We start from the raw sequence: 12,667 nt of genomic DNA, 5'->3' as shown, positions 1-12,667 counted from the left end.
CAGACCGGAATGTGACCTGGTGCCACAGCCGACCACCGCGAGGGTGCGTGAGCGTTGCTGCCGTGCTGGTCCACAGTGCTGTTGCCGCCAGTGCTGCCGAGACCCAGAGGTCGGTCCGGCGGCTGATCATGTGCATCGCGAGAGGTCCTTCCGTATGCGGCGTCCTGGCGGCACGGATGCCTGCGCTGGGTGGAACGGTGCGAGACCCGGCGCAGGTCGGCGCCTCTTTCGACTGTGATCTTGCCGATCGGAAGCCCGTATGTCCGCGTCGAGTGGAGGAACGGCACCAATGGGCGGCCTTCGCAGCACTTTGGTGCACGCGGCCCCGCATCGGCCGTCGTAGCCTTCCGATGGATGCCGAAGAGTCAGGCACAGAAATGTCAGACCGTGTCGCCGGAAGCTCCGGAAGCTCCGGAAGCTCCGGAAGCTCCGGAAGCTCCGGAAGCTCCGGAAGCTCCGGAAGCTCCGATGCACGGTGATGTCGCCCTATGGATCATCAACCAACCGGCAGTCCGGCATATTCGGCAAAGTTTGACACATCCGCACAGGCCGAGGAGCACCATGACCACGCATGCGCACGCGACTGCGCCCACCCAGTACATCGAAGCGGAAGGCGTCCGCTACGCCTATCGGCGATTCGGGGCCGAGACCGGCGTTCCGCTGTTGATGCTGCCGCACTTCCGAGCCGGAATGGATCACTGGGACCCGCTGGTCACGAACGGGCTGGCGGCGAACCGTCCCGTCATTCTCTTCGACAACGCCGGCATCGGGGCATCCGGCGGGGAGACTCCCGAGAGCGCCGAGGGATTCGCCGAGAACGTTGTGTCCTTCCTGACGGCCATGGACCTGGCCGAGATCGACCTGCTCGGCTTCTCCGTGGGCGGCTACGTCAGCCAGGCGCTGGTACTCGCTCGCCCCGACCTGGTGCGGCGCCTGATCCTGGTCGGCACCAAGCCGCGCGCGGGCGAGATGGAAGGACTGGGGGAGCGGGTTCCGGAGGTGGCCAACCATGAGGTCCTGACCGAGGACGACTATCTCTACCTCTTCTTCAGTCCCTCTGAGGCGAGCCGGGCAGCCGGCAGGGAATTCTGGAAGCGCAGGCATGCCCGCACGCAGGATGTCGACCCGGAGTCGGGCTCCGACAGCGTCAGAGGGCAGAACGCGCTGCGCGCCGACTGGAACACCGCCCGTGGCGAGCGGTTCGAGGAGCTACGCGCGATCAGCCAGCCCACCTTGGTCGTCAATGGAAACAACGACATCATGGTGCCTACCATCAATTCGTGGATTCTCTCCCAGTACATTCCGAATTCACAGCTCATCATATTCCCCGACGCCGGACACGCCTCCCTTTTTCAGTACCCGGAACTCTTCTGCTTTTACGCGGCACGATTCCTCGATGGCGAAGTCCCTTTCAGCTGACCGGCGCCGGAGACGGCCCGCGAGTACGGCCGAATACGGCGCAGCGGCTGTCCCACGCCTGGCTGCCGGCAACAACGCACATCCTGCTTACCAACCACAAAGGACGCGCCAAGAGTCTCACCCGGCGAGTGCACGTCGCCCGGGGCCTGTCTCCCGTCGCGAATTACTCTTCAGGAAAGGCCCGTGCCGCAGCCGGGCCGGAAAAATAGGGAGTGCCGAGATGCGAATTGCTGTACTCGACGACTACCAGAAAGTGGCGCACCGCCATGCGGACTGGGACAGCCTCGGGGCGGACGTTGTCTTCTTCCACGACCACCTGGGCGACACGAATGCCGTGACGAAGGCCCTCGATGGTTTCGACGTGGTGGTGGCCATGCGAGAAAGGACACCGTTCACTGCCGAACGGCTTGAGGCGTTGCCCGCACTTCGACTGCTGGTGACCACGGGACCGGTCAACGCATCGATCGACACACATGCCGCCCAGAGGCTGGGGATCACCGTGTGCGGGACCGGCATGCCCGACCATGCCGCTGCCGAGCTGACATGGGGACTGATTCTCTCGCTCACCCGGAGCATTCAGCAGGAGTCGCTCGGGATGCGCGACGGGGACTGGCAGCGGACCGTCGGCGGCGACCTTGCCGGACGGACCCTCGGCATCGTCGGACTGGGGACCCTGGGCTTGCGTATTGCCGCGGTGGGCGTGGCCTTCGGCATGCGTGTGGTGGCATGGAGCAACAATCTGGATCCCGTTCATGCCGCCGATCACGGCGTCGAGGCGCTGGATAAGCACGAGTTGTTCTCGACGTCCGACATCATCACCGTCCACTACAGGCTCAGCGAACGCAGCAAAGGCATCATCGGAGCCGGGGAGTTGGGCTGGATGAAGCCCACAGCGCTGCTGATCAACACCTCCCGCGGCCCGCTGGTCGACGCGTCGGCGCTGGTTGAAGCGCTGCGTGAGGGCCGTATCGGCGGTGCGGCCCTTGACGTGTACGACACCGAGCCGCTGCCTGCGGGCGACGCGTTGCGCACGGCGCCCAATGCCTTGCTCACCCCCCACGTCGGCTACGTCACGCAGGAGACGTACGACGTGTTCTACCGCGACGCTGTCGAGGACATCGCCTCGTTCAGAGACGGAACTCCTGTGCGCGTCCTGACGCCTTGAGGGGCCGAACTCAATTGAGGACGAGGCCGCCCGTCGCCGGCCCGCAGCCGTCCCACGGTGATCGAAAAGGCGGCAGGACAAGGAAGGCATCACCAGTGACCGCGGCCCTTACCAGACGACGAACCCTCATGGCGGTGCATGCGCATCCCGATGACGAGTCCAGCCAGACCGGAGGCACACTCGCCCGCTACGCGGCCGCAGGATGCCACACTGTGCTGGTCACCTGCACGGACGGTGGCCGGGGAGACGGCGCTCCAGCCGACGGCATGACAGGTGCTGGCAACAGCACGAGCAGCCAGGTGGCGGCCGTCCGCTCGGCTGAACTGGCCGTCGCGACCGCCGCGCTGGGCGTCGATGAGGTGATCGAGTTGGGCCATCCCGACTCGGGCATGCCCGAAGACCCGGCCACGATCGCCCCCGAGGCTTTCAGCCGAATGGATTCTGAGCCGGTCGTTGCGCAACTCACCGCTCTGATGCGCGAGTTCAGGCCGAACGTGGTGATCACCTATCCACCCAACGGACTGTCCTTCCACCCGGACCACATACAGGCCCACCGAGTGACCGTGAGAGCGTTTCGGCAGTACCTGGCAACGCCCCCATGGCCGGCGACCGCAACGACAGGAGCCGGGCCCAAGCTGTACTTCACGGCAGCCTCCCGCACGCGGCTGCAGGCAGTCCGAACGCGTGGTGAGTCCCTGCTCCCGGCCGGAAGCTGGATCCCGCCGCTGGAGATCGCGATCGACGACGCCGCGGTGACCACGGTGATCGATGTCAGCGAGGTCTGGCCACGGAAGATTGCCGCCCTCGCGGCACACGGCAGTCAGGCAGACGCTGCGGCTCTGCACGCCCTGTTCAGTGTGGCCATGCCAGACGAGCAAATGGAGGAGTTCGTTCTCGCCGTGCCGGCGGGGACCCACACGGTCGTCGAGGACGATCTGTTCGCCGGGCTCCCCGGCCTCTGAGGGCTACGGGCACGGTCATCTACACCGTCGCTTGGACGACAGCCACCTTCTTGGGGTCGGTCCTGGGAGGTGCGGCGCTCGACCGCTGGGGAAGGCCGCGACCTGGGGGCACACGGGTGATCGGAGCCCTGACGGATGCCGGGTCCTGGCTGCTGCTGAGGAACCGGCGCCACGCTGCGCCACCGTTCTGCCCCGAACGTCGGGCTCCGCCTTGGTTACGCCTCGGCTTCCGAAGAAGCAGTCGCCAGGGTGTAACGGACGAACTGCCCTTCGCGCGAGCGCTCCACGGCACCCTTGGCGACCAGGGCCTCGACGGTATTGCGGACGACGACCTTGCCCGAGAGCTGCACCTTGCTGGGCAGGGCTGCAAAGATGTCGTTGACGGACACCGGGTGCTCAGATGCACGCAGGTGCTTGAGCACGGCATCCCGAACGGAGCCCCGTTTGGCGGCCGGAGCCCGGCGCCCGGCACCGGCAACCGACGACCGCGAGCGGGCGCTTGAGCTGTCGGAGGCCTCGGGCTCCGAGGAGCGCTGGCCCGGCGCTGCGGCCCCAGGATTCCCGTCCTTGACGGCGTCGCCGAGGTTCTCCCAGAGCCGGCTGAGGAGGACATGGTCCGAGCGGAGCGCCTTGAGCCGTGCCTCTGTCTGGGCGATCTCCGTCTCGACTCGCTCCAGGTCGGCCCTGACCCGGTGGGTGTACACGCTGCTCAGGGGCTCCTGGATATCTGCCTCTACGGACATCGAAAACCTCCCTTTCGGGAAGTGTATCGGACGCCCCCACACGTCATGTGTGCATGATGTGGGACGACCGGTCCGGTGCTGTCCGCGGCCGCCGGAAGTGAGTGATGCGCCAACACACCAAGCTCACAGACATTGCGGAGGGGCAGACGGTCCATGACCAGCCCGTAGCGGAAGTTCGCACATGTACCTGCCCTCTGCCCACCGCGGCCGCCAGCGCCCCGGCAACCAGCTGGTAGTTCAGGCGGTTGCGTTACCGTGTCGCCTTTGACGTGTCTCTATGAGGAGCAACTGTCTCTCGGTGTCGACGACCCAGACGTGCGGCGGCTGCGCCTCGCAGCGCCCCGTACGACCGGGGCACCGGCGTGTGGCTGCCGAGCAGCACGGTGGTCTTCACCGGTTGTGCGGCTGACGGCCCCCAAGTCCGTTGGGCGGCGCTCGAAGATGGCGGGACGCTGATGCGGGCGAGTTCTCCGCGCTGCGCGAGCCGGAGTAGCTCGTGGCCAACTTCCCGCGCGCACAGGCCGAAACGGACGGACGGCCGCTGGGGTCGCCCGTCGATCGACGTCAGCCGCAGAGATCCGCGAACCGCGCGGCGTCGATGTTCCCACCGGAGATGATCAGGCCGACGCGTCGCGGCAGCCGGGTGATGCGGCCTGCGAGCAGGGCCGCCAGCGCGCTGGCGCCGCTCGGCTCGACCACGATCTTCAGGCGCTCGAAGGCGAAACGCATGGCGGCTCGGATGTCGTCGTCGCTCACCAGCGAGATCTCGTCGACGAGCCGCTGGTTGACGGAGAAGGTGAGCTCCCCGGGCATCTCGGCAGCCTGACCGTCAGCAATGGTTCGCGGTACCGCAATGCCCACCCTGCTGCCGGCTTCCAGGGACCGCCTGGTGTCGTCCCCGTCCTCCGGCTCGACGCCGATCACCCGTGTGGCGCCGTGCATGCCCTTGGCGGCCGTGGCACTGCCGGCGATCAGCCCGCCTCCGCCGACCGGTACCACAAGCCCGCCGAGTTCGCCCGCCTCCTCGATGAGCTCCAACGCTGCGGTGCCCTGACCGGCGATGACCTCGGGGTGTTCGTACGGAGGGATGAGCGCGAGCCCCCGCTCGGCGGCCAGGGCCTCGCCCAAGGCCACGCGATCGCCGGTGTACCGGTCGTACGTCACGATCTCCGCGCCGTAGCCCGCGGTTGCTTCCAGCTTCGACCGCGGCGTGTCCTCAGGCATCAGGATCACGGCCGTGCTGCCCAGTTCCCGGGCGGCCAGCGCGACGGCCTGGGCGTGGTTGCCGGACGAGTAGGCGGCGATGCCCCTTTTCAGCTGCTCCTGCGAGAGCTGGGAGGCGGCGTTGTAGGCCCCCCGGAACTTGAAGGCGCCGATGCGTTGGAAGTTCTCGCACTTGACGTGCACTTCGGCGCCGACCGCTTCGTCCAGCGTCCGTGAGCGTAGTACCGGCGTCCGGTGGGCCACCCCTTTGATTCGGGCAGCCGCCCGACGGATGTCCCTGAGCGTCACCGAGGGCGCGTTCCTGGTGGTCATCTGTGTCTCCGTGAGTTGTACCAACCCGGGCGCCCCCGACGGGAGTCCACCACTCCCCGCGTGCTGTCTCTGCGAGAACATGACGAGAGAGGGGGCGTGGGCGTCGGATGGGTTCGGGCCCGCCACGAGAGACGACTTGGCGGCGCGGCCGCAGACGAGCGGCTTGTCGTGCCGTGGACGGTCGAGGGCGCCGACCTTGGTGTGCGAGGAAAGAACCCGGAGTGTGCGCGGGGGAGGCGCACACTCCGGACTGCAGGAAACTAGCAGGTCACCGATGGGAGCCGTCCTGCGAGAGCACGTTGGTGCAGCAAGCCGACCCCAAAGTGCATGCGCACGGCTGCTCGAGCAAGCGGTCACGCGGCGTCGCTGAGAGAGCGCGTCTCGCCGGGCGCGTCTCGAGACGCTTTCACCTCCTGGCGGGCGGCGCTCTCGGACTCGATCAGCCGGCGCGCGAGCAGCAGTTGCGCGGGGTGCGAGGTCGACGCTGCTTCGGAGTGCACTCGCCGCAGGGCAGGCAGATCACGCAGCTGCCGGCGAGGCCGATCGCTGCGAAGAGCCACCGCAGGTGCTGGTAGGTGTGCCACGCGCCCGCGTCACACATGGTCGGCGACCGGCGACGACCATGTGTGACGCGGGCGATGCAGGCCGACGAACTCAGCGTGCACGTCACCGAGGCCCCTCGGTCGCGGACCGGGTCGGTGGTGACGGCGCCTGGGCTCTGATGCGGAGGAGCACTGCCGTCGCGAGCACGGTTGGACCGTGGACGACTGCGCGATCTGGGACGTCGACGGCCGGCTGCTCGTACTGGCCCGGCAGGCCCGCTAAGGTGCGTGACGCAGCCGGGGCCTGATCGTTTCGCTGGCTCGTCCACTGGTGCGACTGACCGACTCGGCCAGCCCGCGCGGCCGCCATGAGGACCCGTCCGGGCTGGTCCCTCAGGCCGAGGTTTCGATGTGTGCCCGGGCCGCCTCAAGGATCGTGTCGGACAGCCGGGGGTCGGCGTCGGCCACGGCCCGTGAGAGAGCCAGGGCGCCGATCATGGTGGACAGAGTGGCGAAGTCGGGCTCGGGCCTCGGACCCCGGTCCGGTGCGTCCAGCTCGCGCAGACGGCTGAGCGACTCCGCCATGCCCTTGATGCCGGAAGCGAGGATGTGCTGGATCTCCGCGGAGCTTCGTCCGCCGTGGTGCGCCAGTGCTGCGACGCTGCATCCGTCCTCCGGACCGTCCCGGTGCCGGGCCGACACGTAGTCCCTGACGAACTGATGCAGCAAGGGCTCGGCATTGGGAGCGCGGCCTTCGTTGCCCTGTGGCGCCATGGCATCGACGGCCGCGACACTGTCCGCGATCCCACGCTCGCACACCGCTGCCGCCAGCGCCTCCTTGGAGGCGAAGTAGCCGTAGAAGCCACCGTGGGTCAGCCCTGCGGCCTTCATTACATCGGCGATGGTCACATCGTCGAACCCGCGCTTCCTGAACTGCTGACCTGCGCTGACGACGATGGCGTCACGATTTGCAGCCACTTGCTCACGAGAAGCACGCATGTCCACCTCCTGGGCCGGGATCGTTGCTTGACAACTTACATGATGGTCATCATGATTGAGTTATTCATGATGGTCATCATGTAAAAATTCGGGATGGTCACCCGGAAACCGCTGGGCGGCGGACTCCCCGCCCGCGGCACAGAGAGAAAGCAGCCATGAGCGCTCACACGTACCCCTCCGCACGAACCGCCCTGGTTCTGATCGACCCCCTCAACGACTTCCTGGCCGAGGACGGGAAGCTCAGTGGACAGATAGGCCCCATGCTCGACAGGACCGACCTGCACGCGCAGCTGATCCGCCTGGCGGCAGCCGCGCGTGATGCAGGTGTCACCGTCTTCTACGCACCTCATGGCCTCCACGAAGGCGTCTTCGACGACCTCAAACACGTGCTCCCGCGGTTCCAGTTCGCGGTGGACAACCAGGTCTTCTGGGAGGGCACCTACGGCGCCGACTTCTACCCGACGCTGCGCCCGCAGGAGGGCGACATCGTGGTCAGCCGCCACCACATGTTCGACTCCTTCGTCGGCACCGATCTGCACGAGCAGCTCACCGATCGCGGCATCGAGCACGTGGTCCTGGCCGGGCTGACCTCCCAGACCTGCGTCGAGGGAACCGGCCGGCACGCGCTGGAGTCCGGCTACCACGTCACCTTCCTGGCGGACGCCGTGGCGGAATTCACCGAGGAAGCCCACCGGGCCGCCCTGGAGATCTCCTACCCCACCTACGGCCACGTGGTCACGACCATCGACGAGTTCCTGGCCGCTGTCGTGCCGTCCTCGACTGCCTGACGTCCCCCCTGCAAAGCAGCAGGGCACCAGGCGGAGCACAGGCCCGACGGCCTCACGAGGGCGCTGCGCGGAGCGAACCACCGCTGGCCGCGTCGCCGTCCCCGCCCTACAGATCGCGCAACGCGATCGAAAGCACAGAGAGGTTCCCCCTTATGGCTACGGTCACTGTTGTCTACCACTCCCCGAACGGACACACCCGCACACTCGCCGAGAGCATCGCTCGCGGAGCGAAGAGCCTGCCGGACATCGACGTACGACTGGCGGAGATCACGGGACACCAGCTGCACGAAGGACGCTGGTCCGACGCAGCAATAATGGAGTTGCTGAAGAAGTCAGACGCGATCGTCTTCGGCGCGCCGACCTACATGGGCAGCGTCTCGGCCGTGTTCAAGGCATTCCTCGAGGCCGGCTTCCATCCCTTCCTCGGACAGGAGTGGAAGGACAAGCTCGCCGGCGGCTTCACCCACTCCGCCTCGCAGAACGGCGACAAGCTGTTCTCCCTGCAGCAACTCGCAGTATTCGCAGCGCAGATGAACATGCAGTGGATCTCGGTCGGCGACGCCGCAGGCAACAACTGGACGGGCGGCTCGGTGTATGACGTGAACCGACTCGGGTCCTGGCTCGGCGTCATGGGCCAGACCAACGTCGACGAGGAGCCCGGTGCCGTCAGCGCGCACGGCGACCTGGTCACGGCCGAACGCTACGGCGCCCGCGTGGCCGAGCTGACCGCCCGGTGGATCCATGGCCGCGACTACACGGTCCAGCGCCACACGCTGGAGGAGTTCCGGGAGATCTCCGCCCGCAGCGTGGCCGACGCGAAGGCCCGTACAGAACAGGCCGCAGGCGCAGCCTGACCGCATCGGTGCAGTCCCTTCGACACGCGAACACGAGTGGCGTGACACCGGTCCGCCACCGCCACTCGACCGCCTACACCCGAACCCGACTATCACTCAACAAACCCACGAACGAGGAGACATCCATGTACCTGCACGTGACTGGCACCGTCACTGCCGAGCGCGAGCGACTGGCCCCGCACGCGGAGGAAGAGGCCCGTGTGCTGCGAAGGCTGAAGGCGGACGGTGTCGTGCTCTCCTCCTTCCGCCGCACCGACAAGCCTGGGGCCTTCCTGATCGTGGAGGCCGAGAGCCTGGACAGTGCCCGTGAACATCTCAACCAACTGCCCTACGCGGCCAACGGCCTCCTGACCTTCGAGTTCATCGAGGTCGGCCGACTGTGACGCCGAGTGAGCCCGGCCGTCAACCGCCGTGATGCGGGTGTCCCGCAGTCCGCACACACCCTCACCACTGCACGACGTGGCCCCTTCGCCGAATGCGCGCGCCTCTGCGCGGACCAAGAGTGCCCGAAAGCCGGTGAACTGCAGCTCGAACGGCCTTGACTTCGACGACTTCGTTCGGCAACGGCGGGCTCGGGACAGCGCACCCCGTACATGGACCGCCATACTCAGTCCGTTGCCCATACCGAGAGCACTCAGGTGGGCATATTCATGTGTGCCTTCATGTGCGAACACCGGAGAGCACAGTGTGGTGCGGCACCGGCAGGCCAAGGCCGCTGCCGTCACTGCCCGGTTGAAGCGCCGGGCCGATGGCCGATCAGAAGGGAGGCGGCGTGGGGTTGAACGCAGATGATCCCGCAGCTATGAGCCATCATGCGTCCGATGGGCGGCGCGCACGCCCTGATCAAGCGGAGGAAACATCATCCGTCTCCGAGAGTGACGGGGCCGCCCCCGCCGAAAGTGTCCCGCTGCTCTCCGTCGCCGTCGTCTCCGAGGACCAGCTCACCTACGAGGGCGCAACTGCGGCCCTCGCCGCGTATCCGCACATCCGAGTACTACCGCGCGGACACGAGCAGGATGCGGACGTCCTCCTGGCCTTCGCCGACGACGTCTCGGACCAAGTGCTGAAACATGTGCAGCAGATATCGGCACGCCACCACGACGCGCGTGCCGTCCTGGTCACCGACTCCATCACCGAGCCGCGACTGATCCGAGCCATCAGCCTCGGAGTCGTGAGCGTGGTGCTCCGCCCGACCGCGACCTTCTCGGAGATCGCCGATGCAGCCGTCGCCGCGAGTATCGGGAACTCGGATGTCCCGCCCCACATACTAGGACCTTTGATCCGGCACATGAGGCGTATGGAACGGCACGGATCCCGCGTCGCCGCGGGGCTCAGTTCACGGGACATGACCGTTCTCAGCCTGCTCTCGGACGGGCTGGACACCGCACAGATCGCCCGTCGACTCAGTTATTCCGAAAGAACGATCAAGAGCATTGTCCACGCCATCATCAACACGCTCGGAGTGAGCAACAGAACGCATGCAGTGGCGTACATGATTCGCGCGGGTTTCCTGTAGGGCCAACACTCGACACGCTTTATGCCTGAGACCTCTGTGTGCTGCGGCTGCGTACCTTTCGCTGCGCGACCAGCCACACACGGAGATACCCTCCAAACGGAGCCCCTGTGCCCCGATTGCGCAACGACTGCATCTGTGGCTGACGGTCACATTGCTCTATTAAGCGTTGGCCTTGACCGCGATCGCCCTCGATATCCCGGACCTTGCTCGACGACCAAGAGGTTTTCATGACCAAGCCCAGCTATACACCCGAAACGACAGCCCTGCTGGTGATCGACCTGCTGAACGACTTCATGGCCGACGATGGCAAGCTCAACGGCCAGATCGGCCATATGATCAAAAAGCTTGACCTGGTCAAGCAATTGCAGCGCCTGACGGACGGCGCCCGTGAGCGGAACCTGAAGGTCTCCTTTGCCCCTCACGGCGTCGATGAGCACTCATTCGACGACGTCAAGCACATTTTGCCGCGCTTTCAATTTGGCATCGACAATCAGGTGTTCTGGAAGGGTACTTACGGAGCCCAGTTCTTTCCGCCGCTGCGACCGAAGGCCGATGACATCGTCCTCGCTCACCACCGTGGATTCGACTCCTTCTTCGGTACCGACCTCGGCGAACAGCTGACCCGTCACGGAATCGAAAAGTTGGTGCTGGCGGGATTCACCTCCGCGACCTGCGTGGAGGGAACCGGCCGGCATGCCCTCGAAGCCGGCTACCACGTCACGTTCGTCAACGACGCGGTGGGGGACTTCACTGAGCAGGCGCATCGCGCTGCCCTGGACGTGGCCTATCCCACCTTCGGGCACGAGAGCCTGACCGTCGCCGAGTTCCTGTCGTCCATCGACGCCTGACCACCCGTCGGCTTCCGTCCGCGACCGAGTCCACGCATCCATAGAAGACGCTCGGCCCCAGGGGCGCGACTGCCTCCTCGCCGCCGGGGTCGCGGGGCGTCTTCCCCTGTAACCGCACATCAATAGATAAGCAATGCACCGGAGACAGTGATGAACGATCTGCTTGAACACGTCATTTCAGCCCATGGCGGCCGTGCACGATGGTCACAGATTGGCGGCCTGCAGGTCGAGGCAACGCTCCACGGCTCCTTTTGGGCCGTGCGAGGATTCTCGGACAAGCCGTTCAAAGAGACCGTAACGATCGACACTCGACGCGAGGTGATCCGATTCAGCCCCTGGGCCAAGCCGGAGCATGACTTCATGCTCCGGGCGGAGGACGACGTAGTCGAACTGCGAGCCACGGCGGGCGACAATGTGCTGGAGACACAGTCCGGCATCAGAACGACCTACAAGGGATACGACCTCGCCTCACCGTGGAAGTCGCTTCAGGTCGGCTATTTCATCGGCTACGCCATGTGGAACTACCTGACCACCCCCTTCCTCCTTGACTACCCTGGAGTCTCCTCGCGTGAGGGAGAGTCCTGGTCGGAGAACGGAGAGGTGTGGCGAAGGCTGCATGTGGAGTTCCCCTCGTCCATCGCCACACACACCGCAGAGCAGACGTTCTACTTCGGGGACGACGGCCTCCTGCGCCGACTCGACTACAACGTCGATGTGAACGTCGGCGTCGCTGTTGCCCATTACGTCAGCGACTACAGGACGTTCGAGGGAATTCGGGTCCCGACGCGGCGGCGAGTCCACCGTCGTAACGCCGACAACTCTGCCGACGAGAACTGGTCCATCGGCATCGACATCGACAAAGTGGTGGCCGTCTGATCCAGGTGCACGACGTCGCCCCTCGGATCCGCGGCCTCGATCACAGCCCGGTGACGGCCCAGGGCAGTTCGCCACGCACCGGCCCAGGGCCTGGACGTGAGATCCGCGGCCGGCTGCAGGGCAGAAGCCGCATCACGGTGAGGGGCGGCCTCTCCGACGGCCAGGTCAACCGAGGCTGTGGGTGGCAGAGGCCGTTGTGCTGGCTGACGCGCTCACGTCGGCCGGCCCGTGACGACGAGACGCAGCCCACCGCCGGCGAGTCCGTGGTCCTGCGGGCGAAGACCATGCGCACAAGCCGCCGGCTCGGCCGTCGCACCCTCACGGTCAGGACAGCGATGTCCTGTGGCATTGAACCGTGACTGATTGCCACGGAGAGTTGACCATCCAGGGTCTCTGGGTTGGCGCGCGTTGGTGGCATC

At 66.2% G+C, this 12,667-nt stretch carries 12 protein-coding genes; 9 read left to right on the top strand and 3 right to left on the bottom strand.

What is annotated here, in order from left to right:
• Positions 1 to 561: 561 nt before the first annotated feature.
• The 3 genes from ABEB03_RS27405 (at position 562) to ABEB03_RS27395 (ending at position 3,546) form a co-directional block, all read left to right on the top strand.
• Complete coding sequence (locus tag ABEB03_RS27405; protein ID WP_345655051.1) at positions 562 to 1,419, top strand: alpha/beta fold hydrolase; 858 nt, start codon at positions 562 to 564, stop codon at positions 1,417 to 1,419.
• Positions 1,420 to 1,639: 220 nt separating this feature from the next.
• Positions 1,640 to 2,584: a D-2-hydroxyacid dehydrogenase family protein gene (locus ABEB03_RS27400; RefSeq protein ID WP_345655046.1), complete on the top strand. Its 945-nt coding sequence runs from the start codon at positions 1,640 to 1,642 to the stop codon at positions 2,582 to 2,584.
• A 128-nt stretch (positions 2,585 to 2,712) separates the two neighbouring features.
• The gene (locus ABEB03_RS27395; RefSeq protein ID WP_345655043.1) at positions 2,713 to 3,546 is read left to right on the top strand and encodes a PIG-L family deacetylase; all 834 of its coding nucleotides are present in this window, start codon (positions 2,713 to 2,715) and stop codon (positions 3,544 to 3,546) included.
• A 215-nt stretch (positions 3,547 to 3,761) separates the two neighbouring features.
• On the opposite strand, the gene ABEB03_RS27390 is transcribed toward ABEB03_RS27395, so the two are convergent.
• The 3 genes from ABEB03_RS27390 to ABEB03_RS27380 all read right to left on the bottom strand — a co-directional run bounded on the left by ABEB03_RS27390 (position 3,762) and on the right by ABEB03_RS27380 (position 7,366).
• Complete coding sequence (locus tag ABEB03_RS27390) at positions 3,762 to 4,289, bottom strand: BlaI/MecI/CopY family transcriptional regulator (RefSeq protein WP_345655040.1); 528 nt, start codon at positions 4,287 to 4,289, stop codon at positions 3,762 to 3,764.
• A 564-nt stretch (positions 4,290 to 4,853) separates the two neighbouring features.
• Positions 4,854 to 5,825: a pyridoxal-phosphate dependent enzyme gene (locus tag ABEB03_RS27385; protein WP_345655037.1), complete on the bottom strand. Its 972-nt coding sequence runs from the start codon at positions 5,823 to 5,825 to the stop codon at positions 4,854 to 4,856.
• 935 nt (positions 5,826 to 6,760) lie between these two features.
• Positions 6,761 to 7,366 carry a TetR/AcrR family transcriptional regulator gene (locus ABEB03_RS27380; RefSeq protein ID WP_345655034.1) on the bottom strand — a complete coding sequence of 202 codons (606 nt, stop codon included), beginning with the start codon at positions 7,364 to 7,366 and terminating at the stop codon, positions 6,761 to 6,763.
• Between the two features lie 155 nt (positions 7,367 to 7,521).
• Here ABEB03_RS27380 and ABEB03_RS27375 point away from each other — a divergent pair, with 155 nt between their 5' ends.
• The 6 genes from ABEB03_RS27375 (at position 7,522) to ABEB03_RS27350 (ending at position 12,248) form a co-directional block, all read left to right on the top strand.
• Positions 7,522 to 8,154, top strand: coding sequence for a cysteine hydrolase family protein (locus ABEB03_RS27375; protein ID WP_345655031.1), 633 nt, complete (start codon positions 7,522 to 7,524; stop codon positions 8,152 to 8,154).
• A 152-nt stretch (positions 8,155 to 8,306) separates the two neighbouring features.
• On the top strand, positions 8,307 to 9,008 hold the full coding sequence (locus ABEB03_RS27370) for a flavodoxin family protein (protein WP_345655027.1): 702 nt from the start codon (positions 8,307 to 8,309) through the stop codon (positions 9,006 to 9,008).
• A gap of 125 nt (positions 9,009 to 9,133) precedes the next feature.
• Positions 9,134 to 9,391 (top strand): YciI family protein, encoded by a 258-nt coding sequence (locus ABEB03_RS27365; RefSeq protein WP_345655024.1) that lies wholly within the window; start codon positions 9,134 to 9,136, stop codon positions 9,389 to 9,391.
• A 365-nt stretch (positions 9,392 to 9,756) separates the two neighbouring features.
• Positions 9,757 to 10,524: a helix-turn-helix transcriptional regulator gene (locus ABEB03_RS27360; RefSeq protein WP_345655021.1), complete on the top strand. Its 768-nt coding sequence runs from the start codon at positions 9,757 to 9,759 to the stop codon at positions 10,522 to 10,524.
• A gap of 227 nt (positions 10,525 to 10,751) precedes the next feature.
• Entirely contained in the window at positions 10,752 to 11,372 is a 621-nt protein-coding gene (locus tag ABEB03_RS27355; protein WP_345655018.1) for a cysteine hydrolase family protein, read from the top strand.
• 150 nt (positions 11,373 to 11,522) lie between these two features.
• Positions 11,523 to 12,248 carry a hypothetical protein gene (locus tag ABEB03_RS27350; protein WP_345655015.1) on the top strand — a complete coding sequence of 242 codons (726 nt, stop codon included), beginning with the start codon at positions 11,523 to 11,525 and terminating at the stop codon, positions 12,246 to 12,248.
• The last annotated feature ends 419 nt before the right edge of the window (positions 12,249 to 12,667 follow it).

The organism is Streptomyces siamensis (assembly GCF_039543605.1).
Lineage (GTDB): Bacteria > Actinomycetota > Actinomycetes > Streptomycetales > Streptomycetaceae > Streptomyces > Streptomyces siamensis.
Note: the sequence above shows the minus strand (reverse complement) of the source record. Positions and strands in the feature narration are given on the sequence as shown.